This is a genomic window from Corynebacterium maris DSM 45190 (assembly GCF_000442645.1).
GTDB classification, from domain to species: domain Bacteria; phylum Actinomycetota; class Actinomycetes; order Mycobacteriales; family Mycobacteriaceae; genus Corynebacterium; species Corynebacterium maris.
In genome coordinates this window covers 1,127,020-1,153,228 of sequence record NC_021915.1, presented here as the reverse complement: position 1 = coordinate 1,153,228, position 26,209 = coordinate 1,127,020, and the positions used below count along the sequence as shown (strand labels likewise).

Here is a 26,209-nt window from a genome sequence, read left to right as displayed (position 1 = left end):
GACACCAAGTGTCAGGCAGCGTCATCGCCGGTCAACGTGGCTGAGCGCTAGTCGCGCCAGCCGCCGCGTCCGCCACGGTCGTCGCGGTCGCGTCCGCCACGGTAGCCACCGCGTCCGCCGCGATCGCCGCCACGGTCACGGCCACCACGGTAGCCGCCCCGGTCGTCGCGGTCGCGTCCGCCGCGGTAACCGCCGCGTCCACCACCGCCGCCGCGCTCACGCGGCGGGTGGGTCGCGCCGGCGTCGCGCTCGATGTTGATCAGCTGGCCGGAGATGCGGGTGTCGCTGAGACGGTCCAGCACGCCGCGGTCCAGGTTCTTCGGCAGTTCGACCAGGGTGTGGTCGACGGCGATGGTGATGCGTCCGAAGTCCTTCGAGTTCAGGCCGCCTTCGTTGGCCAGGGCGCCGACGATGGCTCCCGGACGAACGTGCTGGCGCTTGCCCACCTCGAGGCGGTAGGTCTCGAAGTCGCCATCGCGACGGTCACGGCCACCGCGGTCGCGGTCGCGACCACGACGGTCGTCGCGGTCCCACTTGTCGCGGTCCTGACGGTCGCGGCGCTTGTCCTTCGGTGGTTCCTTCATCAGGAAGTCCGCGCCGGCCTGGGCCTGCGCGGCCAGTGCCGCGGCGATGTCCTCCATGGGCACGTCCTTCTCCTCGGAGTAGGAACGGACCAGGGAGCGGAAGAGCTCGAGCTGCTTGGATTCCAGGGACTCGGTGATGGAGTCCGCGAACTTCTCCTTGCGGGACTCGTTGACCTCGTCGACGGTCGGCAGCGCCATCTCCTCGAGCGTCGCGTTGGTGGCGCGCTCGATGGAGCGGAGCATGCGGCGCTCACGCGGGGTGACGAACAGGATCGCCTCGCCGGAGCGTCCGGCACGGCCGGTGCGGCCGATGCGGTGGACGTAGCTCTCGGTGTCGTGCGGGATGTCGTAGTTGACCACGTGGCTGATGCGCTCGACGTCCAGGCCGCGGGCGGCGACGTCGGTGGCCACCAGGATGTCCAGGCGGCCGTCCTTGAGCTGGTCGACGGTGCGCTCACGCTGGTTCTGCGCGATGTCGCCGTTGATGGCGGCCGCGGAGAATCCGCGGGCGCGCAGCTTCTCGGCCACTTCCTCGGTCTCGTGCTTGGTGCGCACGAAGACGATCATGGCCTCGAACTCGGTGACCTCGAGGATGCGGGTGAACGCGTCCAGCTTGTTGCGGTGCGCGGTCAGCAGGTAGCGCTGGGTGATGTTCGTCGCGGTGCGGGTCTCGCCCTTGACGGCGATCTCCACCGGGTCGTTGAGGTACTGCTTGGAGATGCGGCGGATGCCGTTGGGCATCGTCGCAGAGAACAGAGCGACCTGCTTGTCGTCCGGGGTGTCCTCGAGGATGCGCTCGACGTCCTCCTGGAAGCCCATGTTCAGCATCTCGTCGGCCTCGTCGAGCACCAGGTAGCGCAGGTTGGAGATGTCCAACGTGCCCTTCTTCAGGTGGTCGATGACGCGGCCCGGGGTGCCCACGATGATCTGGGCGCCGCGGCGCAGGCCGGAGAGCTGGATGCCGTAGGCCTGGCCGCCGTAGATCGGCAGGACCTGGATGCCGCCGAGGTTGTCGGCGAAGGACTGGAAGGAGTCGGCGACCTGCAGGGCCAGTTCACGCGTCGGCGCGAGGACCAGGGCCTGCGGGGAGCGCTCCCGCTTGTCGATGCGGGCCAGGACCGGCAGCGCGAACGCGGCGGTCTTGCCGGTGCCCGTCTGGGCGAGGCCGACGACGTCGCGCCCGTCCATCAGGAGCGGAATGGTCTGCTCCTGGATGGCGGACGGCGTTTCGAAGCCGACCTTCTTGACGGCGTCAAGGACGATCTCCGGCAGGCCGAGCCCGTCGAATCCCGACGGGGCATCGGTGTCCTTGTTCTTCTTGGTGTCAGCGTCGGGGGCGGCAGACTCAGCGCTGAGGTCAGCGGCTTCTGCTTCTTCCGAGGCGTTGGTGCGAGTAGTGGTTGCGTTGTCCGTGTCCGCGTTCTGCGCGGTTTCGGAGTCGACTGCCTCAGAAGTGTTCGCTTCCCCGGTGCTCTTCTCCGCCTGGTTGGCGGGGGCAGCTGCTGCTGCGTCACCTTGCGAGTTATTCTGAGATTCCGACTGGTTCAGTTCATCCGGCTCATTCACGCCGCCGGTGGCGTTATCGGTAATGCTCATTGCTTACGCAACAGTAGTGCAAAGCCGCGCTAATATCCATTTCTTATCGGCGCGATCCCCGGAGTACGGTGAACTGGTCATATCTCGACCCATGGACCACACCGTTCGTGTAGAAGGATGCCCCACCCCATGTCTGACAGCACTGCGCGAGCGACGCAGACCACCGTCGTCAAGCGGCCCGGCCTCCGGCACCGCCACATCCACTTCATCGCCCTCGGCTCGGCGATCGGCACCGGCCTGTTCTACGGCTCCGCCGGCGCGATCCAGGCCGCTGGACCGTCGGTGTTGCTGGTGTACCTGCTCGCCGGCGCCGTCGTCTACTTCATGCTCCGCGCCCTGGGCGAGATGAGCGTGCACCACCCGGTGCCGGGCTCTTTCGCGGTGTACACCCGCAAGTACCTCGGCGGCTGGGCGGGCTACATCACCGGCTGGATGTTCGCCTTCGAGATGCTCATCGTGTGTCTGGCCGACCTGACCGCCATCGCCATTTACATGGGCTTCTGGTTCCCGGACACCCCGCAGTGGATCTGGGTGGCCGTCACCTTGCTGATCGTCGGTGCGGCGAACCTGGCCAGCGTGCGCTGGTTCGGCGAGCTCGAATTCGGCTTCACCCTGATCAAGGTCACCGCCGTGATCGCCATGATCGCCGGCGGCGCAGCCATCCTCGCCTTCGGTCTGTCCCCCGAGGGCGCGCAGACGGGCGTGTCCAACCTCTGGAGCGACGGCGGTTTCTTCCCCAACGGCGTGGAGGGCATGATCGCCTCCTTCATCCTCGTGCTCTTCGCCTTCGGCGGCACCGAGATCATCGGCGTGGCCGGCACCGAGGCCGAGGACCCGCAGCGCTCCATCCCGAAGGCCGTCAACACGGTGCCGATGCGCATCCTGTTGTTCTACGTGCTCGCGCTGCTGGTCATTCTGCTGCTGACCCCGTGGAACCAGATCACCGGTGAGGCCTCCCCCTTCGTCCAGATCTTCGAGACTTTGGGCGTCAACTGGGCCGCCGCGCTGCTCAACGTCGTGGTGATCACCGCCGCGCTGTCCGCCATCAACGCGGACCTCTTCGGCGCCGGCCGCGTGCTCACGGGCCTGGCGAAGGAGAACCTCGCCCCGAAGATCATGGGCCGCACCTTCAACGGCATCCCCGTGATGACCACCGTGATCATGCTCATCGTGCTGGTCATCGGCGTGGTACTCAACGCCGTGCTGCCGGAGAACGTGTTCGTGGTCATCGCCGCGCTGGCCACCTTCGCCACCATCTATGTGTGGCTGATGATCCTGCTCGCCCAGGTCGCCTCCCGCCGCCGGATGCCGTACGCGGAAGCGCAGGCGTTGAAGTTCCCGGTGCCGTTCTGGCCGTACGGGCAGTGGTTCGCCATCGCGTTCATCCTTTTCAGCTTCGGCATCATGGTGTGGCTGCCGGAGTTCCACCTGGCGTTGATCGTGGGCGTGGCCTTCCTCGCGCTGATGACCGTCCTGTATTACGTCACGGGCCGACCCAAGGCCATCGCACCGGAGGAACACGCGGCGAACAGGTCTTAAGGCTTGTCCGCTTATCGACGCCCGCCCGCTCCCCACCCGCTCACGCGGGCACGGGAGGGGCGGGTTTGTCGTTTCCCCAGCGGACGCCTCCTCGGTGCCTTAACATGCCGTTTCAGACTCATAGCACCGTAGAGAACTCCGAAAAGAGGTCAGCCCCATGTCGACCGCCGCCCGCATCGCAGCGCTGTCGCTGACGGCCGCCACCGCGCTGGCACTCACCGCGTGTGGCGGGACCGACAGCGAACCGACGTCGGCGGCGCCCACGCCGACGACCGTGGAGACCAGCACTGCGACGACAGCACCGACCACAGAATCAGAGACGTCACCGGAGACGACGCTTCCCGACCAAGCTGCGCTCACCGAAGTCGACGCCGAACGCTTCCTCCACCCCGACACCTACGGCTACATGGTCACCTTCGCCGAGGGCACCACCTGCACCGTCTGGGAAAGCGACTCCGGAGACAACCCGACGGTGGACTGCGACTTCCCCTTCCCGAACGACGTGCTGGTCGAAGCCGAGATCCCGCCGATGGCGACTCATCCGAACAACATGGCCGTGGCCAACACCATCCGCTTCCAACCGAGCACCGGTTTCGTCCCCCGCGCCCTGTATCAGGAAAACATGCCAGGCCAGCCGACCACGTGGGCCGTGCTGAATCCGGGTGAGACCGTCACCGTCCTCGGCGTCACCTTCGAGCACCTGGACGAGTCCACCGTCACCGGTTCCCACGGCGAACACGCTTTTCGCATTGAGGACGGCCAGTTCTCCTCGACGTCCTGGTCCGCCGTCGGGACCGCGTCCGAGGGAACGGAGGCGTCCGGCGGGGAGCTCGACCCCGAAGACTTCCGCGTCAGTCCGACGGCGTTCACCGTCATTTCCGCCGACGACCGGGTCAACTGTCTGATCAACACCGCTGACTCGGGAAACGGCGTCTACTGCGCCACGCTCTTTGATCCCCCTCTCTCCGGCCAAAGCGAGCTCACCGGCCAGGAAGAGCAGTTCAATTCTTTCCACTTGGACGACGACGGAACCTTCCGCCCCTTTCACGCGAGTTCGTCCCTGTCTCTGACCGACGGCAAACGACTGCGCCCGGGTGAGTCGGTGACCATTCACGGCACCAGGTTTTCTCAGCTGGACGACGTCACCTTCGAGACGGTCAACGGCGATGCCCGGACGACAGTCGCGGACGGGGCCTTCACCTCCGGGGCCCGTTAACCTGCTGCCCGGTTCTTACATCCCTGGTTAACTGGGGCCACATCCCCCACCAGAGGAAAGGTTCAGTCATGTCCGTCTCTTCCGACCACCCGTACAGCCCGGCCAAGCGCGTGGGCGATCACATCTACGTCTCGGGCGCACTGTCCGTGGACAAAAACTATGAGCCGGTGAGCGGGCGCCGGGAAGCCCTCGACGCCGCTCTCGCCCGGATGACTGAGCGACTGGCTACCGCTGACGGCACGGTCGACGACGTGGTGAAGCTGACCTACTTCGTCACCGACCTCTCCCTGCGGGAAGAGGCCAACGAGCAGTTCGAGGAGCATTTCGCGCAGGCTCGCCCAGCGCGCACTTTCGTGGAAGCGTCGGCCCTGCCTTACGGCGCGACCGTGGAGATCGACGCGATCGCGTACGTCGGCGAGCGCTAAGCGTCGCTGCATGAAAAATCCGCGCAGTTCAGGGCGGGGATTACTCAACACTGGCCCGCAACCGGGGTCATTGTTCATAGCCTGAACACATGACCTTCAACGACACGCTCCCCGACACGTGGACCGGCCGCACCGACGGCCCCAACCCCCAGCACGCCCTGTGGCACTCCACCATCCGACCGCTCCCCGAGCCTGAAGGCGCCCCGCCCGGCGTCGCGCTGCTCGGCTTCGCCTCTGACGAAGGCATCCGCCGTAACCATGGCCGACCCGGCGCCGACGGCGGGCCCGACGCCATCCGGCAGAGCGTGGCCGGCGCCGCCGTACACGACGAGCACCCCCGTTACGACGCCGGCGACATCCCCGTCACGAACCACGACCTGGACCGCGGACACGTCGAGCTCGCCGCGGCGGTGGCCCGCCTATCGAAGTCCGGCCACCTCCCCATCGTCCTCGGTGGCGGCCACGAAGCCGGCTTCGGCTCGCACCGGGGCGTCTATGAGGCGCTGGGAGACACCTCACCGGCGATCATCAACCTCGACGCCCACATCGACCTGCGCGACATGGACGAGCCCACCAACGGAACCCCCTTCCGCCAGGTAGCCGAACTCGTCGGAGAACAATTCCGCTACTCCGTGCTGGGGGTTTCTCCGCCGAACAACACCCGCTTCCTCTTCGACTCCGCCCGTGAACTCGGAGTCCACATCACCACCGACGACCAGCTGGCGGAGCTGTCCCCCGCTCGCGCCGCTGAGCTGGCATTGCAGCTCGTTGAAGATCAGCCGCACATCCACCTGACTATCGACTTGGACGTGCTGTCCGCCGCCATCGCCCCAGGCGTCAGCTCGCCGGCCGCCGTGGGCGTGCCGCTGGCACATATTCGTGCCATCTGTGTGGCGTTGGCCCGGACCGGCAGGCTTTCTTTGGTGGACGTAGTGGAGCTCAACCCTGAACTGGACGTAGACAACCGCACGGCACGAGTGGCGGCGAGGTTGGTGCATGAGATTGCGGAGGGGTACTTGGGGACGAACTAACTCTATGCTGCAGCTCTCCTACACTTAGGCAAAGCATCAGCGAGTAAATTAAGGAAGTTCGTGGCGAAGATAATAAACGTAGTCGGAGCCGTCATTACGGAAAATAATGGCGACGGTCCTCGAATTTTTGCCACTCGACGCGGGCCAGGAAAACCAATGGCAGGATATTGGGAATTTCCCGGCGGTAAAATCGAAATCGGCGAATCAGCACATGATGCGCTCGTGCGGGAAATTGAAGAAGAACTGCAGTGTACTATCTCCGTAGGCAACGAGGTGACCACCACTGAATATGCTTATGATTTTGGCATCGTGCGCCTAACCACATATTGGTCCACGCTTCACGACACTCGCCCTACCCTCACCGAGCACACCGAAGCCCGGTGGCTCTCTACGAACGACCTCGTCTCTGTGGAGTGGGCTCCTGCCGACATCCCGGCAGTCGAGCTCATCATCCACCAATTGAGCTAACCCCATGAAGCATGAGCCAGACCACACCCATAAGTTGGTTACATGATGTCTGACGATGCTGCGCTTCCCTTTGGCGCTTACGAAACTCCCATCACCCAACGCATTCGTGAACGCATGGATGCGCGCCGAGAAGCCGATCCTGCTGCGGATTTCGGAACAATTTCGGGGAGCGACGAAGACGCTCGCGAACGTTATATTTCTGCATTGTCCTACCAGTTTGCTAATCGCCTAACCTCTCGTCTAGGGAAGACTCGTTCTGCAGAAAAGCGCATCAATCTCATTAATCAGCTTGCTACTCTCCTCGATGAAGACGACATCATTGATGATGAAGAGCTGCTCTATTCCGTGTACAAAGCAACCGCAACCGGCGCTCCCCCACTACCAGATTTGCCGCTCAACAGCGCTGCTCTGCTCACTAATGCACCGAACGAAGCTAACTTCGCTCACGAACTGCAGCGCGAATTAAAAACCGCCGACTCGGTTGACCTGTTGTGCGCTTTTATTAAGAATAGCGGTATCTCTGTTCTTCATAAAGAGCTGATAGACCTCAAGCAACGCGGGATTCCTCTTCGTGTTATTACGTCCACATACTGCGGCGCTACTGATTCGGAAGCTTTACGACGTTTGGTCGAAGTATATGGTGCTGAGGTTCATGTCGGCTATGAATCCAAGACCACAAGACTTCATGCCAAAGCATGGCTGTTTCGCCGCAACTCCGGCTTCGATACTGCCTTTATTGGTAGCTCCAATTTATCGAATTCTGCTCTGGTGGATGGCATTGAGTGGAATGTTCGCACCTCCAAGCTTCTTACTCCTGCGGTTATTTCGAAGTTCACTGCAACATTCGATACTTATTGGAATGATCCTCACTTTGGCCCCTTCGACCCCAGAGATGACATGCAGCTTCTTGAAGATGCCCTGGATAGTGCGAGCTGGTCCGGTAATGGGATGCAGGTGAAACTAAGCTCCCTCGAGGTACGCCCTTATCCTTATCAAGAGGCCATGCTTGAGGCTTTAGACGCTGAGCGTACTGTTCATGATCGTCACAAGAACTTACTCGTAGCTGCGACTGGCACAGGGAAGACGGTGGTGGCGGCGCTGGACTATCAGCGACTTGTTCGAGCCAATGATAATGTTCTTCCTTCATTCCTATTTGTCGCGCATCGAAAAGAAATTCTGGAGCAAGCGCTACGTACCTACCGAGAAGTACTCAAAGAGCCAGATTTTGGTGAGCTACTCGTCGGAGGCGATACCCCTCGTCAATGGAAACATGTTTTTGCCAGCATCCAATCGCTCAGTGGTAAACGACTAGCAGGATTACCGGCTGATCATTTCGAGGTCATCGTGATCGACGAATTTCATCATGCTGAAGCAGCATCATACAAGCGTTTAATATCTCATCTTCGCCCCCAAGAACTCTTAGGTCTCACAGCTACGCCTGAACGTGGGGACGGTCTGAATGTTGAATCTTTCTTTGACTACCGTGTTGCCTACGAGCTCCGCCTGTGGGATGCCCTGCAGCTGCAGCTACTTACGCCAATGCACTATTTCGGCATCAATGATGACACTGACTTAAGTGGCATTAGGTGGAGCAGAAGTTCTAAAGACTATCAACTATCGGAACTTGGCGATTTCTACATCAAAGCTGGCGACCGTCGAATCAAGTTCATTCTTAGAGAGATTGATAAAAGAATTTTCGACATGGATGTCATGAAAGCCTTAGGGTTCTGCGTAAGTGTCTCACATGCAGAATACATGGCGGCGCGATTCAATGCATTCGGGGTCCCCGCCGCAGCCGTATCGGGCAACACATCCGTGCATGATAGAAAAACGGCTCTCTCTCATCTTCGTGATGGGAAAATCAAAGTGATTTTCTCTGTCGATGTTTTTAATGAGGGTATTGATATCCCTGAAGCCAATACCATTTTATTGCTCCGCCCTACTCAAAGTCCCACAATTTTCGTCCAACAGCTAGGACGCGGCTTACGGCTTTCACACGGAAAAGATGTCTGCGCCGTCTTTGATTTCATTGGACAGCAACATGAGCAATTTAACTTTCAAGAAAAATACGCCGCCCTGACAGGTAAACGGGGGAAATACTTGATCGATGCTGTCCAGGAGGAGTTCCCACAACTTCCTCCGGGAACAAGCATCCAGCTTGATCAGGTAGCACAGGATCAGGTTCTTAAAAACATTCGGAAAGTTTCCAACAGCAGCCGTCGAAAGCTCAAAACTTTAATTAGCAATGAAAAGACGACTGATCTAGGAAAATTCTTGCGCAATACTGGTGTGGCGGTAGAAGATATTTACCGTTCGGCGGATACCAGCTGGGCGGTATTACTCCGCGAAGTTGGATTACTTGAACCAAACACTGCAGATCCAGCACTTGAAAAACGTCTCATCAAGCGCTTACGTAGTTTCATCCATGTTAACGATCCAATCCGGGCAGAGGCTTACACTCGCCTCACCGATCCAGAAGGACCTGATTACGAAAGCTTGTCCGCACAAGACCAAGCATTCAGCCGCATGCTCTGTCTTATGTTTTGGAGTAACGTTAAAGAAAACGTACCGAGCAGTTTCGCAGACGGGATCAATACTCTGCGGAAGTGCCCGGTAATATTCTGGGAACTTAATCAACTTCTGCAGTACCGAGTCAATTCTTCGCGTCGCATTCCCGGTCCGGTTCCTTCATCGGCTGGGCATAGAGTGCTTTATACTCACGCGGAATATGCTCGCGCTGAACTGGTCGGGGCGATTAGCGACGAGGCGTTGCCCTCAGCAATCAACCTATTCCGCGAAGGCGTGAAATACTACGAAGAAGCTAATCTAGATCTTTTCCTCGTCACGCTAGATAAAAACGACGACAGCTTCTCATCAACCACCAGTTACCAGGACTATCCGATTACGCCTGACCGCTTTCATTGGGAGTCTCAGTCGAGCACGACACTGTCTTCAGCTACCGGGCAACGTTACATTCATCACCAGGAATTGGAGTCTGAAATACTTCTTGCCGTACGACTGGGCAAGCTCAATAGTATTGGCGCCACCGCCCCTTATACTCTGCTCGGCACCATAGATTACCTCGCTCACCGAGGTGAGAAACCAATCCAACTCGAGTGGAAGCTAAAACGCGCTATGCCTCGCGATCTTTATCTACAAGGACGCGCTGTGGTGTAGATACTTAACCGATTGATCCTCACTCTTAAGCCCCAGAAATTCTGCACGTGCAGAATTTCTGGAACAGGTTCCGCGCTCATTACTCCGCAAGTACACGCATCTCCACCACCCCATACTCCCCTACCTCCCCCATAAATCCTGGATCATGGCAGGTCATCACCACCGCCCTCCCGGCGCGCAAGGCATTGGCAAGCATTGCGTGAAATTCTGCACGTGCAGAATCATCGAGCCCAACGTCGGGCTCATCCAGCAGCACCACCGCACGCCCCTGGGCGAACACGAAAGCAGCCTGCGCCAGCCGTAGCTTCGCCGCCGGCAGGTCCAGCGGGTGTTCCTCCGCGTCTAGCCCCAGTTTCTCCACGGCATCGGCGTCACCGACGAACTCCCCCACCGTGGGGTTGACCACCTGGTCCTCCGGTCGTTGCAACATCAGCGACACCCCGGGCTGCGGTGCCGGGGCCCCGTCCAACCCGGCGATCGCGCGCAGTAGCGTCGTCTTGCCGGAACCGTTTGCTCCCTGCAACCACAGCACCTCGCCTCGTCGCAGCGACAGATCCACCGGTCCGACGGTGAACTCCGGCACCTTCTCCCCACCAAAGCGCCACCACCTGGCCCGTCGTCCACCCCGATCACCAACCACCTCCCCAAGCTCAATCACTTCACCGAACGCGCCTCGTACCGGCTCCGGCAACGCAACCTTCGCAGGCCCCGGCAGTCCAGGAATCAACGATCCGTCGATAAGCGTGAACACCTCCCCCGGCAGATCTTGTGCTCGGTTGCCCAGCACGACCACTGCCCCGCTGTATCCGGTAAGCGCCCGCACCAACGCCTCCGCCGAGCCAGCGTCCAGCCCCGCAAAGGAGTCATCGAGGATCAACACCTCGGGTTCCAGCACCATCACGGCGGCCACGGCCAGCCGTTTACTCTGCCCGCCGGACAGTTTTGTCGGATCGCACTTGGCCAGATGATCCAGGCGCAGAGCAGTGAGCACGGCGTGGACACGGCGCCGCATCTCCGCGCGGTCTGTGCCACGCTGTTCCAGCCCGAAGGCGACCTCCTCGGCGACGGTGCGACGCAGGAAGGTGATGTGGGCCAGCGCGTCCTGGATGACCACCACCGCACCGGGGTGTTTTCCTCGCAGCTGTTCCGCCAGCCGGCTCAGCCCAGACCCGGACTGTCCGATGACCTGGGTGATCGTCCCGGCGCGCAGATCCAACCTCTCAAGGTTCAGCTCAGCCATGCGATCACCACCGCGGCCACAACCAGGATCGGCACGATAATGCGCGCGACCTGCTCGGCGCGGGTGTCCGGCACGGGGATGAGCACGGTGCGGCGGCCGGGGAGGTCGAAGCCGGCGGTTTCCAGGGCCACTCCCCTGCGGGCGCCGAGGGTGAGCAGGTGCGTCATCACGGGTACGGTCAGGCGCGGCACGGAGTTGAGCGGACGGAGGCGCGTCCCGGCGAGGCGATGGGCGTCGCGCACGGTCTGGACGGTGCGCCTGCCCTGCGGCAGGAGTTGTAGGGCGGCGCCGAGGATATAGGCCAGGCGGTGTCCGACGCGGGAGGTCTGCAAGGTCTTGACCAATTCGTCGATGCGGATATTCGCCATGGCGGCCAGCAGCACGGCGATCAGAGCGGCGAAGCGCAGCGTGAGTTCCCCGGCGATGTCCAGCCCGTCGGCGGTGACCGGGCCGAAGAGCGTCTGGGTGCCGTGCGGGGCGTGGATCAGCAGCATGGATAATCCCGTGGGTATGGCCAGGGCGAGGGTCGCCAACGCGGGCGTAAGCGAGCGGGTTCCCCACACGCCCACGGCCAGGCTCACCGTCAGCACCGTCGCGGAGAGCCACGGCTGGTTCACGCCGATGATCAGCACCATCAGCGAGAGCGCCCCGACCAGCCAAGACAGAGGGTTAAGCGTGGGCATGGGGGTGGTTTGCCTCTGGTCGCAGGCTGGCCAGGGTCTTTTTCGGCAGGGATTTCACGGCGGCCCACACCAGCAGCAGGACGATGACCTTGTCCAGCGGGTCGGAGATGAACGCCTGCAGCGTGACGGAGCCGAGTAGTGAGTTGCCCATCTCCCGCAGCAGCGACACCAGCGCACCCGTTCCCCCCCCCGGCGGTGCCGCCGTAGACGAAGGCGGCGACGGGCGCCGACAGCGCCCCGGTGACAAGTCCCAACACCATGCCGCTGAGAATCACGCGCAGGAGGGTGGTGAAGCCGCCGTGTTTGATCATCAGCCCAGCGAGCCAGCCGGTGGCGGCGGCGACGGCGGCAAACGGTAGGGCGGCCGGGTTGAACAGCCCCCACACCACCGAGGACAGCGTGCCGGTGGCCAGTCCCGCGATGGGTCCGGCGAGTGCCGCGATAAGGACGGTGCCCACGGAGTCGAGGTAGAGCGGAATACCGATGGCGCCGATGATCTGTCCGATGACGATGTTGAGCACCAACGCGATGGGGATCAGCCCGATGGTGCGCGCCGGCAGGGCGGGCAGCACGGCGATCAGCAGCAGTGCCGCGCCGCCGACGTAGCCGGCCAGGGTGAGCAGCGCTTCGGTGCTGCCGCCGACTGCCGACCAGTCGGTGGGGCGCACGAGCACGAGGTAGAACCAGGTGGCGGCGACGATGAGGCCGCCAATGATGGCGAACGCCCGGCGCGCGGGCGTGAGTGGGATCAGTGACATGGGGGAGGTCTTTCTGCGGGTGGAAAGCATGTCGCGCGCCGTTGTCCCCTATGTCACCTCGGGGCGGGTCGTCGCGAACCTGGACGGGTTCAGAATCTTAGCGCGACGCCGCCGCCTGGGCCAGTGTGCGGGCGGCGGCGTGGAACTCGGCCCAGGCCGCCGGGATGTCCGCCTCCGTGACCAGGTGCGCGTTGGCGGGGCGTTGCCAGTGGCCGCGGTGGTCGGCGAGGCTGGTGCCGCGGGTGAGTTCGGAGTCGGCTTCGACGTCGACAGTGGTTTCCGTGGTGCGGTGTGCCACGGTTCCCAGCGCGATCATGCAGGTGAGTAGGTCGTGGATCTGGGCTTGGTAGCCGGCGCCGGTGGCCTCGTGGAATTCGAAGTAGAAGCGCAGGATCTCCGGCAGGTCGGCCGCGATCGGGGTGCCGCCGAGGGCGGCGATGAGTGTTTCCAACCCCAGTGGGTCCAGCAGCATCTGCTCGGTGACGTTCAGCGGGGCGAGAGTGACCGGCAGTTCCGGGCTGGCCTGGGCGAAGACGTCTTTGGCCGCGTCCGGGTCGACCCAGAAGTTCCACTCCGCGGTCGGCGTGGTGTTGCCCTGATACAGCACGGCCCCGCCCATGATCGTGACTGAGTCGAAGGCGGCGGTGGTTTGGCTCCCCTCCCCCAGCCAGGCGGCGAGGTTGGTGCAGGGTCCGGTGACGATGAGCTGCAGGCTCTCGCCGTGCTCCGCGCAGACCTTGTCCCACAGCGTCTCCCAGTGCGTGTCCACGTCCTGATCCACCGTGGGGGTGACGTATCCCATGCCGTGCTCGCCGTGGGTTTCTGGGGTGGTCACCAGCGGCGCCTTCAGCGGCTCGGCGCGCCCGGCGGCGACGGGCACGTCGGTGATCCCGCAGCGGGCGAGCACCCAAGCGGCGTTGACGGCGGTGCGCCGCGTGGTGGTGTTGCCGGCGGTGGTGGTCACCCCCACCAGCCGGATGTCGCCGCGAGTGTGCAGTCCGGCGAGATAGATCAGCGCCAGGGCGTCGTCGATGCCGGGGTCGCAGTCGAGGAGAACCGGAGGAGGGGTCATGAGACCTGAGTCTAGGCGGATCCCTCCCGGCGCGGTTCCTGGTGGACGCGGACCTTAAGGGTGCTGCGGGAACGCTTCGCGGCGCGGCGTTTTTTCACCCGCTTGTAGATGACGAAGCCGGCGAGCAGCAGCAGCCAGGCCCCGATGAGCCACGGCAGGATCGGCCCCAGGACGTCGATGACCAGCGGTCCAAACAGCGCACCGCCGCCGGTCCACACGATCGACCACAGCAGCGAGCCTAAGACGCTGGCGGTGAAAAAGCGCCGGTACGGAATGTGCGCCGCCCCGCACGCCGCGGAGACCAGCGTGCGCACGCCGGGCAGTTGCCGGGCCAGGACCAGCGGCAGGACACCCTGCTTGTCGACGAATCCCATCGCCTTGTCCCAGTTGTCCACGCCCATGTTCGCCACCAGTCGGGAATGGCGCAGCGGCGGGCCTGCCTTGCGCCCGATCCACCAGCCCAGGTGATCGCCCGTGCTGGCGCCGACGGCCACGACGAGAATGCCGAGGAGGATCCACGCCAGGCCCGCGTCGGCGAGCACGGTCGCGCCGAGCACCACGACGGTCTCCCCCGGGACCACGGCGCCAAGGCCCAGGCCGGCCTCCAGCAGGGAGGAGACGCCGATGAGGGCCACGACCAGTGGGGCGTGCGCGGCGATGGCGTCGACGAGGCCCGGGACATCGAAATTCATGAGACAGCCATTCTCGTCGATCGTGGCGGGCGGGCCAAACCCTGCCGCCGGCTCACGGGCGTTTGTCGGGCCGGAAGTTGGACACCGCCAGGAAACCGACTATCAGCAGCGCAACCGGAAGCAGCATGGCGGTGCCTGCCGCCACCCCGATGCCCAACGGCTCGAGCATCTGCATCACGGCGCCCACCGCGGCGGCGCCGATGACGGCGCCGACCTGGCGGGAGGTGTTGTACACGCCGCTGCCCGCCCCGGAGAGGCCCCCGGGCAGCGCGCGCATGGAAATCGTCGAGTTCGGCGACCACACGAAGGCGTTGGCCGCGCCCAGCGCGCAGATCGGCAGCAGCAGCCACCACATGCCGAAGTCGTTGCCCATGAACACCGCGAACATGACCATCGCGGCGATCAGACTGGCATACCCGGTCTTCGACAGCACCCCGGGTTTGAGCACGTCCGTAAGCCGGCCCGCCACCGGGGCCAGCACCACCGACAGCACCCCCATGGGCACCAGCAGCAGGGCGGCGACCTCCGGGTCGAGGCCCACCTGGCCCTGCAGGTACAGCATGATGGGCAGCTGGATCGGATAGACCGCGAAGCCCAGGGCGAACACCGAGACCGCGCCGTAGGAGAAGTTGCGGTGGCGGAACAGCTCCAGCGGCATGAGCGCCTTGTCACCCATGCGCCGCTGCCGGTCAAGGAAGGCAATGAGCACCACCACACCGGCGATGAGGATGGACCAGACCAGCACGTCCCAGCCGATCTCCGGGCCCTGCTGCAGGGCGAAGACGATGCCGAACACCGCCAGCAGAGAAAACAGGCCGGACAGCGCGTCGATGGCGGAGGCGGAGTTCGCCAGATTGGGCACGAACGTCGCGACCGAGATCAACGAGACTATCCCGATGGGCACGTACAGGGCGAAGATCCAGCGCCAGTCGAAATAGCCGACGATGACCCCGCCGAGCACGGGGCCGAACAGTCCCGCCGAGCCGGCGACGGCGCTCCACACGCCCATCGCGGAGCCGCGACGGTGATACGGGAAGATGCGGTTGATGATCGCCAACGGCTGCGGGTTGATCAGGGAGCCGCCGAAGCCCTGCAGCGCACGGAAAACGATCAGCCAGGTGATCGACGGCGCCAGCGCGCACGCCAGGGCGCCGAGGGTGAAGACCGCCATGCCGATCAGGTACATGCGTCGTTGGCCGTAGCGGTCGCCGAGCCGGCCGGTGACCAGCAGCGGCACCGCGAAGGTCAGCAGGTAGGCGGCGCTGACCCAGAAGACTTGGTTGATGCTCGCGTCGAAGTCCTGCCGGATCCGCGGCAGGGCGACGGCCACGAAGGACTGGTCCATCAGCGTCAAAAACAGCCCGACGCACAGCGCGAGCAACGCGCGCCAGGAGGTGCGCGCGTCCGAAGTGGGCGTGGTCGAGGTCGTCACCCTATTCCCCACCTTGATCGGACGCGGCCCGCTTGCGCGCCGTGTCCAGGGTTTCCCGGCCGAACGACCAGAACGCCACGGCCACCAGCGCCACGATCGCGCAGACGCCGAAGGCGACCCGGAAACCGTAGAGATCCGCGAGCACGCCGACCAGGATCGGGCCGACGATCTGACCGAGATCCATGGACATCTGGTACGCCGACAGCACGCTGCCGCCGGAACGGTCGTTGCCGATGACATCCGCCAGCACCGCCTGCTGCGAAGGGTTGAGCATGCCCGCCGAGGCGCCCGCCAGCGCAGAGAACAACAGCAGCGACCACACCTCGTCGGCGAAGCCCATGCCACCGGTGAAGATGGCGGAGCCGATCAACCCGGCGATGATCAACGGTTTGCGCCCGATGGTGTCCGCTAGCCGCCCGGAGAACTGCAACACGACGGCGTTGCCCGCCGCGTAGATGGCCAGGGCGAAGCCCGCGACGGCGGTGCCATCGTTGAACACGGCCGCCGCGAACAGCGGCAGGGTGGCCACGCGCACCCCCATGTTCACCCAGCCGTGGGTGAAGTTGGACACCAGCGCGCTGCGGTAGGCGGAGTCACGCAGGGCCTCCCGCACGTGCATCTTCTCCGGCTCCGCGGACTCCGGTGCGGCGTCCTTGGCGGCGGCGTGGTTCTGCTCGATGCGGTCGATCTTGCGGTTGGGCATCAGCCACCACACCACAAACGCCGCCAGCAGCACGCCGGTGCCGTAGATGACAAACGGCCACCGCATGCCCAAAAAGCTCATGGCCGCGCCGGCGACGGGCCCGATGACGTTGCCCAGCAGGAAAGCCGAGCCGTAGAGCGCGGAGGCTCGCCCGCGACGCTCCGGCGGCGCGAGCCGGACGATCAACCCCATCGCCGAGATCGTGAACATCGTGGAGCCGAGGCCGGCGATCGCGCGCAGCACCAGGATCTGCCAATAGGCCCCGACCAGCGCGATCATCCCCGTGGTCACGGCGACGGTGATCAGGCCGGTCAGATAGACCTTGCGGGCGCCGAAACCGTCGATGAGGCGTCCCGCGCCGGGGGCGAAAATCAGGCGGGAGACGGAGAAGATGGAGACCACGGCGCCGGCCGCGGCGATGGAGACGTCGAAAGTGACCACGAACTGCGGCAGGATCGGCGCGATCAGTCCGTAGCCGACGGCGATGAGGAAGGCCGCGGCGACGAGCACCCAGATTTCGCGGGGCATCGCCGAGGATCTGGGTTCCTGGGGTTCTTGAGTTGTCGTTGACATGTCGTTCATACCTGTGACCAGGGTATCCTCTTCCGGCGCAACTGTCCCATCGCCCTTGCGTGTCGAAAATGTGTTCTATATAGTGTGGGCCGTACGTTCGAGCCGTCTTCTAGTGTGTCAAGACATGGAACGAAGCATGCACAACCTTTCCCGCCGACCAGCTTCCCCGACTTCCGCCGACCACACCACCCCTGCCGCAGCCTGGGAGATCGCCGACGACCTCCGCCGCCGCGAACCCGCCACGCTCCACGACCTGGATTCCATCATCCACCATCCGCGCTCTCTGGCCCGTCCGGTGGCGTCGTGGCGCCCGCCGTCGAAGGTGACGCCGCGCGCGCCCGGCGTACCGCCGCTGAGTATCACCGTCACTCGGCACCGGGTGGGCGAGGTGGCGCGTCAACGCGTGCTGGAGTACGGCTCGGCGCGGACACCCGCCTACCTGATCAGCCTGCGCATCACCGACCCGCGGGGCGGACGGGTCGCCTCCCTCGCCGCCGAGGCGTGGGTGCGGGCGCTGATCGGCGAAGGCCACGTGCGCAGCGTCCATGAGATCGGCGAGGGCCAGTCGCCCACGTACGTGTGGATGGCGGACGGGGAATTCACGCCGGTGCGCTCCCCCGCCTCGTTGTACGCGGGGTTTTCCGCCGCCGCGTGACCGTCCGGGCCCCTAGCCGGTGACGCCCTCTGTGACCCGGAACCACAGAGAAAACTCTGTGGCCGCCCTTTCCACGACTTCTCGGGCCGAGCCCGACGTGAGGTCGTGGAAACTGTCGCGGACGCCGCCTCGGCGGGGTGCGGCGGTTTCCCGGGGTCGCCGGAATCCCATCCGCCAGTCCGGGAACCGTCGCCGGTCCACGGGCTCTTCGATGATCACCTTGACGTCGGTGTGCCGCTCATCCCGGCGGATGCTGGCAAGCAACTGGTCTATGTCTTCGGCCGTGCCTTCCAAGAACTGCACGAACATGCCGCCGCGCAGCAGCAGCAGGCCAGTGATGTCGGCCGAAGCGTTGTGCCGCCTGGCGACTGCGAGGATCGCGTCCAGGTCGTCGTCGTTGAGGCCGGGGGCGGCCACGCTCGTGTACACGAGGTACTTCAGCTTGCCCGCGTACATCACGCCGTCTGGGCGGGGGCGGTCAGTGTGCGCCATGTCCCTCACACCTCTTCTTCTGATCGAGACAAAAACAGCGCCGTCAGGCTCTCCATCGCCTCTTCCAACGTGGAAAATTCACCGATGACGTGCGACGTCATGTCGTGCGCGACGAAAATTCCCCGCAGATTCTGGTCGATGTAGCCGAGGAAATTTCCGGCACAGCTTCCGGCGTAGAAACCCGGTTCGACTTCCGACCACACAAACTGCTGGCCGTCTGCGTCTCTTAATCCGGGCGTGTCCGCCTCCGGGTGTGTTTTCATGCTCTCCTCATGCAACCGGAGACGAGCGTCATTCGGGGTGACGCGGGAAATCATGGAAAAGACGGCGCCGCCTCTCCGAAACGGCCGTCTCTCAGCACGGAATGCCGTGACTGGTCAGACCATAGGATAGCAGAGCCCCATATGGCATTCTCCTTATGGGGCGGGCCCGACGCTCACAGGCCCGTCAGCGACCGGCTCAATCAGCGCTCGTCCTGGACCCCGGCGTCTTCGTCCTCGTCGACGTCCACGAGCTCCAGGTCATCGACGACGTCCTCCACGTCAAGGTCGTCTTCGTCCTCATCCTCGTCGTCGTAGTCGTCTTCGCCGTAGAGGTCGTAGACGTCCGGCTCGTCGAATTCCTCGTCGTCGAAGGGCAACAGCTGCTCCTCCCAGTCCTCGGCCTGATCGGCGGCGAGCGACAGGACGTCGAAAAGCCGGTCGAAGTCGGTGAAAGACCCCAGGTCCAGGACCTCGTCCACGACGTCGGCGCCGCCGAAGAGTCGCTGCTTGTCCTCGTCGCTCAAGGTGGCCTCGGCGTCGGACTCCCAGAACTCGTCGATGACCTCGTCCAGCAGGTCGTCCTGCTGGGAGCCCACGGTCAAAAATTCCACGGCGGCGGTGGGCGTCTCGCCGACGACCTCGACCAGGACCTGCAGCTCCGAGTTCTCTCCGACCTCGGCGCGCACCAGGTTGGCGTTCACCGTGTCCTGGAAGAACTCCAGGTCGCCGATGCGCTCGTCGGTGCCCTCCAGCAGGTCGCGCAGCACGGTGACCACCTGGTCGGTGGCCACGTGGCGGGCGACGGTGCTCGCGGCGTCCGCCACGGAGAACACCACCGAGACCAGCACGGCCTCAAAATCCTCGTCGTCCTCGTCGACGTCGGCGGCGGCGATGTAGACGTTGGCCGCCGGCATCAACGCGTCGATTTCCACGAACTGGATCTCCAGATCGGACGTGATCGGCACGAACATGGTGTCGTCGTGAACTCGGGATTCGATGCCGTCCTGGTCGAGCGCTGCCGCGATCTCCTCGAAAAAGCTCATGTTAGACCGTCGTCCTTCCCTGATCGGGGTCCAAGGTGAATCAACCGCCCGGGCTTGGGCGGAGGACCTCCTCCAGCCTAGCCCCGCCGCCTACGCAACGCCGACCATAAGCCCCTGGTTCCCGCGTCTTTGCCGGGGGAACCCGGCTCCGGCGCAGCGGCCACCTCATCCGCCTCGCCGTCGACGTCCTCCGGGCGATCCCCGGCGGCGACTTCGGCGAGGAGGCCGAGCTCCGCGAGCAGGTCCGGACGACCCACGCCCCACTCGGTGAGGTCGAAGCCTTCCCAGGCGACGCGCTTTTCCGGCTCGGGGTCGTGGACGACCTCGGACTCGACGTTGAAGATCATCGTGGCCCGCTTCTCCCCCAGGCGGGAGTCGGTGACGTACTCGGGCCAATCCGGGGCCACGCCGCCGGTGTGGAAGAAGTGCGCCCACTCGTACTGCATGGTCTCCATGACCTCCTCCAACCCGCCGAGGCCGCCGTACTTGGCGAAGTTCACCGCCCGGTGCGCCCCCGGGTCGCCGAAGATGACGGACAGCTCCAACGAGTGCATCGCGCCGAGCCCCAGCCAGCGCAGCAGCTGCGGGGCGTAGTCGAAGCGGTAAAGCCAAGTGGGCGCCCACTGGCTGTGCGCCTCCGCGACGCGTACGGCGGGCGCCCAGAACACGGCGTCGCTGAGCAGGTCGGCAAAATCCTTGCGCTGGACGCCGCCGTCGTAGGCCTCGAGCACGCCTGGGGCGGCCAACGGGTCGAAGACCTTCAGCAGCTGCCGGGCGACGCTGCCGCGCTTTTTGGAGCGCTGGTACATGAAGCGGGAAAACCCGATCTCATCGAGGTTGGAGCCGATGACCAGCGGAATTTTCATCTGGTCGCCGGCCGCGAAAGCCTCGAAGGGGTGGTCCGGCAGCAGTTCACCGTCCACCGTCGGAGAAAAGCACGGGTTGAGGTGCATGAGTTCGCGCCCCTGGAAGAGCATGGTCTGCCCGGCACGCACGAGTTCGGCGGCGTCCAGATCGCGCAGGTCGCCGAGGGTGATGTCTTCGGCGGCGGTGTCGTCGACGTCGAGGCCGGCGAGCAGGTCGCGGATCCACATCGTGGATTGGGCGCGGGAGTGGATGGAGGCCACGGGCGGGGATTGGGCGATGGCGCGGTGGAAGAGTCCTTCGGCCGCGGGCACGCACATCAGGGTGGTCACGGCGGCGCCGCCGGCGGATTCGCCCATGAGGGTGACGTTGTCGGGGTCGCCGCCGAATTCGGCGATGTTGTCGCGGACCCATTCCAGGGCGAGGAGTTGGTCGTGGATGGCGGGGTTGGCCACGCAGGGCTCGTCGTCTTCGCCGAGGGGTACGGAGCGGTAGTCGAGGTAGCCGAGGGCGCCGAGGCGGAAGTTCACGGAGACGTAGACGACGTCCATGCCCAGCGCCATTTCGTAGCCGCGCAACAGGCGTTGGTGGCTGGCGCCCATGAGGAAAGAGCCGCCGTGGAGGTAGACCACGACGGGCAGGGTGGCGTGGGTGGCGGGGCGGACGATGTCGAGGTGGAGGCAGTCTTCGCTGCCGGCGACGGCGTCGTTCAGCGAGTAGGTCGGCTGCGGGGCGGGTGGGCCGAAGTCGATGCAGTCGCGGACTCCGGTCCAGGGTTGGGCCGGTCGGGGGGCGGAGAATCGGTGCGCCCCGGAGGTGTCGGCGCCGAAGGGGACGCCGCGCCAGGTCATCAGTTCCCGGTCCTCGTCGAGCAACCCGCGCACGTCGCCGGCGGTGGTGGGGACCACGGGGCCGGACAGTGTTGTGGCGGTAAGTGTCATGCTTTCCAGAATAACTTTCTTTACTGGATATTGCCTGTGCATTTTATGCGCTGACCTGCTTGTTTTCTCCTGGCTGGAATTAGCCGGTACCTGTTGATGTTGGAGAGGGTGTACCGGGCGGGAGTAGAACGTGAATCACGCTCCCCCGACCACCGCATCCGAAGAACAGTGAGGCGATCGACCATGGCCCGACACACCACCGACGCCGACTCCACGCGCCTCGACGACTCCGTCCTCGACGCGCTGGGCTCGGACCCCAAGACCATCGAGGACAACGCCGGACCGGCCGCGCGCGTGTTCATCCAGGCGCTCGACCGGGCGGTGGCGCTGCAGACCGGCGTCATCGTCAAGTACGTCGCCCGGCTGCGCCGCAAGAACCCGGACGCCTCCCCCGCCCAGATCCAGGACAAGCTCGACGCCCATTTCCGGCGGCTGGCGACCGGCTCCGGCGCGAGCGTCGGCGCGACCGCCGCCATTCCCGGCATCGGCCTGCTCACCGGCACGGCCGCCATCGGGGCGGAGTCGCTGCTGTTTCTGGACGCCGCGGCCTTCTACACCCTGGCCAGCGCGCACCTGCGCGGCGTGGACGTCACCGACCCGCAGCGCCGCCGCGCACTGATCCTGGTGGCCTTACTGGGCTCGCAGGGCTCCGCGATCGTCGACACCGTCGTCGGCGATTTGAGCTCCGCCAGTGCCGCACGCGCCGCGAAGGTCCCGGCCACCAGCTGGATCGGCCGCCTGTCGCCGGTCAAGCTCGGCGGGATCAACAGCCGGTTGTTGAAGGCGGCGCTCAAGCGCTTCGGCAAACGCCTGACCCGCGGTTGGGTGGGTAAAATCATGCCGTTGGGCATCGGTGCGGTCATCGGCACCGTGGCCAACCGCAAACTGGCCAAGGACGTCATCGCCAACACCGCGTTGTCCTTCGGCCCCGCCCCGCGCGATTTCACCGTCGAGCTCGACGCGCTGCCCCAGCCCACGAAGGAGGAGGCCGCCGTCATCGACGAGCTGGACGACTGACCCTTCCCCGACCATCATCCCCGCCACTGAAGGAGGCGCCCCCATGAGCCGAGGTTTCCGCCTCCTGACCCGCGCCGTCGTGCGCCGCAAGAACATCGCCGCCCTCGCCGTGCTCTTCGCTTTCCTCGCCGTAGGGCTGCAGGTGCTGGTGCCGCTGCTGACCGGCTCCGCCATCGACGTGGCCACCGGTGCAATCGGCGCGGACGAGACCACCGCCGCCGGCCGGCTGTTTCCGACCCTGACCACGCTGCAGGCCACCGTGGTCACACTCATCGTGGTGGCGGTGGGCCAGTACGCCTTCAACGTCGTGCGCCGGTGGGCGCAGGCCCGGCTGTCCGTGGACACCCAGCACGACATGCGCGTGCGCATCCTGGATACGCTGCAACGCCTCGACGGTCCGGGCCAGGACCGCATCGTCACCGGGCAGGTAGCCTCCCGCGCGATCAGCGACCTGGGCCAGGTCCAGACCGTCATGGCGTTGGGCCCCATCGTCGCCGGGCGCGCGCTGCAGCTGCTGCTGACCGTGGGCGTCATGCTCACCGTCTCCCCGCGGTTGACGGTCGTGGCGCTGGTGATGATCCCGCTGCTGGCGGTGACCGCCTTCGTCTCGCGTAAGTCGCTCTACGCGGCCACCTGGGTCAACCAGCAGGCCACGGCGGACCTGTCGACCCAGGTCGAGCAGTCCGTCACCGGCGTGCGCGTGGTCAAGGCCTTCGCCCAGGAGGACCGGGAGATCGACCGGCTGGACGCGTTGGGTCGGATCCTCTACTCGGTGAAGATGCGCGCGGCGAAGCTCACCGCGCGGTTCCAGCCCACCATGACGCAGCTGCCGCGCCTGGCGCTGGTGGCCACCATCCTGCTCGGCGGGATCCTGGTCATGCGCGGCGACATCACCGTCGGCGTCTTCTTCGCCTTCTCCGCGTATCTGACCACGCTCACCCAGAACGTGACCATGCTGGCCAACTCCTACATCACCTACCAGCTGTCCGTCGCCTCGGTCGAACGCATCGACGACATCCTGGCGCTGGAACCGGAGAACCCCGCCTACGACGAACCCGCCGATCCGGCCCCGCTCCCCGACGGCCCGCTGGGCCTGCGTTTCGACGGCGTCGAGTTCTCCCACGGCGACCACCGGGTGCTCGACGGGTTGAGCTTCACCGTGCCCGCCGGTGGCTCGCTGTCGATGGTCGGCCCGCCCGGGTCCGGCAAATCCGTCGCCGTCCAGCTCGCCGGCGGCTTCTACGCCCCCGACGCCGGGCGGATCTCGCTGCTGGACGCCGACGGAAACGCCCTCGGTTACGAGAAGGTCTCCACCACCGCGCTGCGCGACGCGGTGATCTGCGTCTTCGACGAGGCCTTCCTGTTCTCATCGTCCATCCGCGACAACATCGCGATGGGTTCGTCCGCCACCGACGCCGAGGTCGAGCACGCCGCCCGGCTCGCCCAGGCCCACGACTTCATCGTCGAACTCGACGAAGGTTACGCCACCGTCGTCGGCGAACGCGGCCTGACGCTCTCGGGCGGGCAACGCCAGCGCATCGCCTTGGCCCGCGCCCTGCTCGCGCGCCCGCGCGTGCTCATCCTCGACGACGCCACCAGCGCCATCGACGCCGCCACCGAACACGCCATCCTCACCGGACTGCGTGAGGAACTCACCGACGTCACCGTCGTGGCGATCGCCCACCGGCGTTCCACGCTGGCGCTGACCGAGGAGGTCATCGTCGTCGACCACGGACGCGTCGACGCCGACGCCGAGGTGCTGCCCGAGCGTCCCGCCGAGGCCGTCGAACCCGACCCGGCGCTGCTGTGGCCGGACGTCGAGGCCGGTAGTTCCGAGCACGTCATCGACGCCTCCGCCTCCCTCGGCGGGCACCGTTCCGCCGCCGCGATCACGGCGACCGAGGAGCTGTTGGCGGACGTCGACAAGCTCCCGCCCGCCACCGAGCAACCCGCCCTCGACGCGCAGTCGCTGCGCGCCAAAGACACCCCGTTCCAGGTCCGCGACCTTTTCGGCGCGGTCAAGTGGCTCATCGCCGCCGCCGTCGGCCTCATGATCGTCGGCGTGCTCGCCGACCTGGCGTTCCCCGCCCTGATGCGCGTGGCCGTCGACGACGGCACCCAGGACCCCACCGGGCGCACCCTGTGGCTGATCGCCGCCGCGGGCGTGGCCGTGGTCGCCGTGGCCTGGGTCGCCGCCTGGGCGCAGACCATCATCACCTCGCGCTCCGGCGAACGCCTGCTCTACGGACTGCGGCTGCGCTCGTACGCGCACCTGCAACGGTTGGGGGTCGACTATTACGACGCCACCCTGTCCGGCAAGATCCTGACGCGCATGACCACCGACATCGACACCCTGTCGCGCTTTTTGCAGACTGCGCTGGCCCAAGCCGTGGTCTCGCTGGGCACGCTGCTGGGCGTGCTCGTCCTGCTCGTGGTCACCGACCCGGGCCTGTCGCTGATCGCGGTGGCCGCCATCCCGCTGATCGTGGTGGCCACGGTCATCTTCCGGCGCATCTCCCGGCGCTACTACAGCGCCGCCCGCGAGCAGATCTCCGCCGTCAACGGCGATTTCCAGGAAAACATCTCCGGGCTGCGCATCACCCAGATGCACTCCATGACCGGGCATCTGCTGCGACGCTTCACCGCCGAAGCCGACGTCTACCGGCGCCTGCGCGTGCGCTCCCAGGTCATCGTCTCCCTCTACTTCGCCGGCATGCAGGCGATCTCACAGATCACCACGGCGATCGTCTTGGGATTCGGCGCGGTTGCCGTCGCGGACGGAGAACTTTCCGCCGGCGTGCTGGTGGCATACCTGATGTACCTGGGCCAGCTCTACGGGCCGATCCAGTCGCTGGGCTCGGTCTTCGATTCCTGGCAGCAGGCCTCCGTCAGCTTCGGCCGCATCACCGACCTGCTGGACACGACCCCGAGCGTGCGTGACGACGGCCGCCGCCCCGGCGCCGCGTCCGCCGCCCGCGGTGAACTCGCGCTCGAAGGCGTCGACTTCGCCTACTCCGCGGAGGCGCCGAACGTCGCCGAGGATCTGGACCTGCGCATTGAACCCGGCACCACCGTCGCCGTGGTCGGCCCGACCGGGGCCGGCAAGTCCACCGTGCTCAAACTGCTGGCCCGCTTCTACGACCCCGTCGCCGGGCGGGTGTCCGCCGACGGCACGGACGTCCGTGACTTCCCGCTGCCCGAGTGGCGCCGCGCCATGGTGCAGGTGCCGCAGGAGGCGCACCTGTTCATGGGCACCGTCGCCGACAACATCCGCTACGGCTTCCCGGAGGCCACCGACGCCGAGGTGGAAGAGGCGGTGCGCCGCATCGGCGCGCTCGACGTCATCGCCGACGTCCCGGGCGGCTTCCACGCGGCGGTCGGTGAACGCGGCCGCGGATTATCCGCCGGGCAGCGGCAGATCATCGCGTTGGCGCGCGCTGAACTCTTAGACCCGGACGTGATGCTGCTCGATGAGGCGACCGCCACCCTGGACCCCGCCACGGAAGCGGCGTTTTTGGCCGCGTCCGACCGCGCCACCCGGGGCCGGACCTCCGTCGTCGTCGCGCACCGGTTGGCGACCGCGCAACGCGCGGACCGGATCGTGGTCATCGCCGACGGACAGGTCATGGAAGACGGATCTCACATTCAGCTGCTAGAAAATGAGGGCATTTACGCGGAAATGTGGGCGGTCAACCGATAATGGGGGTGGCGCGCCTGATCGGCGCTGACTAGAGAAGGGCCGGAT

Annotated in this window: 20 protein-coding genes and 1 pseudogene; 9 read left to right on the top strand and 12 right to left on the bottom strand. The window is 65.2% G+C overall.

What is annotated here, in order from left to right:
* Positions 1 to 47: 47 nt before the first annotated feature.
* Complete coding sequence (locus tag B841_RS05510) at positions 48 to 2,180, bottom strand: DEAD/DEAH box helicase (RefSeq protein ID WP_020934499.1); 2,133 nt, start codon at positions 2,178 to 2,180, stop codon at positions 48 to 50.
* Positions 2,181 to 2,309: 129 nt separating this feature from the next.
* On the opposite strand from B841_RS05510, the gene B841_RS05505 reads away from it, so the two are divergent.
* The 6 genes from B841_RS05505 to B841_RS13600 all read left to right on the top strand — a co-directional run bounded on the left by B841_RS05505 (position 2,310) and on the right by B841_RS13600 (position 10,036).
* Entirely contained in the window at positions 2,310 to 3,719 is a 1,410-nt protein-coding gene (locus B841_RS05505) for an amino acid permease (RefSeq protein ID WP_020934498.1), read from the top strand.
* A 157-nt stretch (positions 3,720 to 3,876) separates the two neighbouring features.
* Positions 3,877 to 4,935 (top strand): hypothetical protein, encoded by a 1,059-nt coding sequence (locus B841_RS05500; protein ID WP_020934497.1) that lies wholly within the window; start codon positions 3,877 to 3,879, stop codon positions 4,933 to 4,935.
* 68 nt (positions 4,936 to 5,003) lie between these two features.
* Positions 5,004 to 5,360 (top strand): RidA family protein, encoded by a 357-nt coding sequence (locus tag B841_RS05495; RefSeq protein ID WP_020934496.1) that lies wholly within the window; start codon positions 5,004 to 5,006, stop codon positions 5,358 to 5,360.
* 89 nt (positions 5,361 to 5,449) lie between these two features.
* Positions 5,450 to 6,391, top strand: coding sequence for a formimidoylglutamase (hutG, locus tag B841_RS05490; protein ID WP_020934495.1), 942 nt, complete (start codon positions 5,450 to 5,452; stop codon positions 6,389 to 6,391).
* Positions 6,392 to 6,451: 60 nt separating this feature from the next.
* Positions 6,452 to 6,859: a (deoxy)nucleoside triphosphate pyrophosphohydrolase gene (locus tag B841_RS05485; RefSeq protein ID WP_041631766.1), complete on the top strand. Its 408-nt coding sequence runs from the start codon at positions 6,452 to 6,454 to the stop codon at positions 6,857 to 6,859.
* 42 nt (positions 6,860 to 6,901) lie between these two features.
* A complete protein-coding gene (locus B841_RS13600; protein WP_211215549.1) occupies positions 6,902 to 10,036 on the top strand; it encodes a DUF3427 domain-containing protein in 3,135 nt (1,044 codons plus the stop codon).
* Positions 10,037 to 10,115: 79 nt separating this feature from the next.
* On the opposite strand, the gene B841_RS05480 is transcribed toward B841_RS13600, so the two are convergent.
* The 7 genes and pseudogenes from B841_RS05480 to B841_RS05450 form a co-directional block, all read right to left on the bottom strand.
* On the bottom strand, positions 10,116 to 11,276 hold the full coding sequence (locus B841_RS05480) for an ATP-binding cassette domain-containing protein (protein ID WP_020934492.1): 1,161 nt from the start codon (positions 11,274 to 11,276) through the stop codon (positions 10,116 to 10,118).
* The gene (locus B841_RS05475) at positions 11,264 to 11,959 is read right to left on the bottom strand and encodes an energy-coupling factor transporter transmembrane component T family protein (protein WP_041631765.1); all 696 of its coding nucleotides are present in this window, start codon (positions 11,957 to 11,959) and stop codon (positions 11,264 to 11,266) included. The genes B841_RS05480 and B841_RS05475 overlap by 13 nt, the downstream gene beginning before the upstream one ends.
* Positions 11,946 to 12,717, bottom strand: a pseudogene (locus tag B841_RS05470) (ECF transporter S component). The gene B841_RS05475 and the pseudogene B841_RS05470 overlap by 14 nt, the downstream one beginning before the upstream one ends.
* A gap of 97 nt (positions 12,718 to 12,814) precedes the next feature.
* Complete coding sequence (locus B841_RS05465; RefSeq protein WP_020934489.1) at positions 12,815 to 13,789, bottom strand: nucleoside hydrolase; 975 nt, start codon at positions 13,787 to 13,789, stop codon at positions 12,815 to 12,817.
* An 11-nt stretch (positions 13,790 to 13,800) separates the two neighbouring features.
* Positions 13,801 to 14,481: a DedA family protein gene (locus B841_RS05460; RefSeq protein ID WP_020934488.1), complete on the bottom strand. Its 681-nt coding sequence runs from the start codon at positions 14,479 to 14,481 to the stop codon at positions 13,801 to 13,803.
* A 52-nt stretch (positions 14,482 to 14,533) separates the two neighbouring features.
* Positions 14,534 to 15,913, bottom strand: coding sequence for a DHA2 family efflux MFS transporter permease subunit (locus B841_RS05455; protein WP_020934487.1), 1,380 nt, complete (start codon positions 15,911 to 15,913; stop codon positions 14,534 to 14,536).
* A gap of 1 nt (position 15,914) precedes the next feature.
* On the bottom strand, positions 15,915 to 17,189 hold the full coding sequence (locus B841_RS05450; RefSeq protein WP_404825471.1) for an MFS transporter: 1,275 nt from the start codon (positions 17,187 to 17,189) through the stop codon (positions 15,915 to 15,917).
* Between the two features lie 124 nt (positions 17,190 to 17,313).
* Here B841_RS05450 and B841_RS05445 point away from each other — a divergent pair, with 124 nt between their 5' ends.
* Entirely contained in the window at positions 17,314 to 17,844 is a 531-nt protein-coding gene (locus B841_RS05445) for a hypothetical protein (RefSeq protein WP_041631763.1), read from the top strand.
* Between the two features lie 12 nt (positions 17,845 to 17,856).
* On the opposite strand, the gene B841_RS05440 is transcribed toward B841_RS05445, so the two are convergent.
* The 4 genes from B841_RS05440 to B841_RS05425 all read right to left on the bottom strand — a co-directional run bounded on the left by B841_RS05440 (position 17,857) and on the right by B841_RS05425 (position 21,447).
* Positions 17,857 to 18,336 carry a BLUF domain-containing protein gene (locus B841_RS05440; protein ID WP_020934484.1) on the bottom strand — a complete coding sequence of 160 codons (480 nt, stop codon included), beginning with the start codon at positions 18,334 to 18,336 and terminating at the stop codon, positions 17,857 to 17,859.
* Between the two features lie 5 nt (positions 18,337 to 18,341).
* Positions 18,342 to 18,599: a hypothetical protein gene (locus tag B841_RS05435; protein ID WP_020934483.1), complete on the bottom strand. Its 258-nt coding sequence runs from the start codon at positions 18,597 to 18,599 to the stop codon at positions 18,342 to 18,344.
* Between the two features lie 200 nt (positions 18,600 to 18,799).
* Entirely contained in the window at positions 18,800 to 19,642 is an 843-nt protein-coding gene (locus tag B841_RS14040) for a hypothetical protein (RefSeq protein WP_020934482.1), read from the bottom strand.
* 77 nt (positions 19,643 to 19,719) lie between these two features.
* A complete protein-coding gene (locus tag B841_RS05425) occupies positions 19,720 to 21,447 on the bottom strand; it encodes a carboxylesterase/lipase family protein (protein WP_020934481.1) in 1,728 nt (575 codons plus the stop codon).
* 183 nt (positions 21,448 to 21,630) lie between these two features.
* Here B841_RS05425 and B841_RS05420 point away from each other — a divergent pair, with 183 nt between their 5' ends.
* Both B841_RS05420 and B841_RS05415 read left to right on the top strand, forming a co-directional pair.
* Entirely contained in the window at positions 21,631 to 22,464 is an 834-nt protein-coding gene (locus B841_RS05420) for a hypothetical protein (protein WP_020934480.1), read from the top strand.
* Positions 22,465 to 22,507: 43 nt separating this feature from the next.
* On the top strand, positions 22,508 to 26,164 hold the full coding sequence (locus B841_RS05415; RefSeq protein WP_020934479.1) for an ABC transporter ATP-binding protein: 3,657 nt from the start codon (positions 22,508 to 22,510) through the stop codon (positions 26,162 to 26,164).
* Positions 26,165 to 26,209: the final 45 nt, after the last annotated feature.

Coding starts and splice junctions, on each gene's coding strand:
- B841_RS13600 (WP_211215549.1), top strand. CDS start 6,902: ATGATGTCTGACGATGCTGCGCTTCCCTTTGGCGCTTACGAAACTCCC.
- B841_RS05505 (WP_020934498.1), top strand. CDS start 2,310: ATGTCTGACAGCACTGCGCGAGCGACGCAGACCACCGTCGTCAAGCGG.
- B841_RS05475 (WP_041631765.1), bottom strand. CDS start 11,959: ATGCCCACGCTTAACCCTCTGTCTTGGCTGGTCGGGGCGCTCTCGCTG.
- B841_RS05510 (WP_020934499.1), bottom strand. CDS start 2,180: ATGAGCATTACCGATAACGCCACCGGCGGCGTGAATGAGCCGGATGAA.
- B841_RS05420 (WP_020934480.1), top strand. CDS start 21,631: ATGGCCCGACACACCACCGACGCCGACTCCACGCGCCTCGACGACTCC.
- B841_RS14040 (WP_020934482.1), bottom strand. CDS start 19,642: ATGAGCTTTTTCGAGGAGATCGCGGCAGCGCTCGACCAGGACGGCATC.
- B841_RS05435 (WP_020934483.1), bottom strand. CDS start 18,599: ATGAAAACACACCCGGAGGCGGACACGCCCGGATTAAGAGACGCAGAC.
- B841_RS05500 (WP_020934497.1), top strand. CDS start 3,877: ATGTCGACCGCCGCCCGCATCGCAGCGCTGTCGCTGACGGCCGCCACC.
- B841_RS05445 (WP_041631763.1), top strand. CDS start 17,314: ATGGAACGAAGCATGCACAACCTTTCCCGCCGACCAGCTTCCCCGACT.
- B841_RS05480 (WP_020934492.1), bottom strand. CDS start 11,276: ATGGCTGAGCTGAACCTTGAGAGGTTGGATCTGCGCGCCGGGACGATC.
- B841_RS05440 (WP_020934484.1), bottom strand. CDS start 18,336: ATGGCGCACACTGACCGCCCCCGCCCAGACGGCGTGATGTACGCGGGC.
- B841_RS05460 (WP_020934488.1), bottom strand. CDS start 14,481: ATGAATTTCGATGTCCCGGGCCTCGTCGACGCCATCGCCGCGCACGCC.
- B841_RS05425 (WP_020934481.1), bottom strand. CDS start 21,447: ATGACACTTACCGCCACAACACTGTCCGGCCCCGTGGTCCCCACCACC.
- B841_RS05465 (WP_020934489.1), bottom strand. CDS start 13,789: ATGACCCCTCCTCCGGTTCTCCTCGACTGCGACCCCGGCATCGACGAC.
- B841_RS05495 (WP_020934496.1), top strand. CDS start 5,004: ATGTCCGTCTCTTCCGACCACCCGTACAGCCCGGCCAAGCGCGTGGGC.
- hutG (WP_020934495.1), top strand. CDS start 5,450: ATGACCTTCAACGACACGCTCCCCGACACGTGGACCGGCCGCACCGAC.
- B841_RS05450 (WP_404825471.1), bottom strand. CDS start 17,189: ATGTCAACGACAACTCAAGAACCCCAGGAACCCAGATCCTCGGCGATG.
- B841_RS05415 (WP_020934479.1), top strand. CDS start 22,508: ATGAGCCGAGGTTTCCGCCTCCTGACCCGCGCCGTCGTGCGCCGCAAG.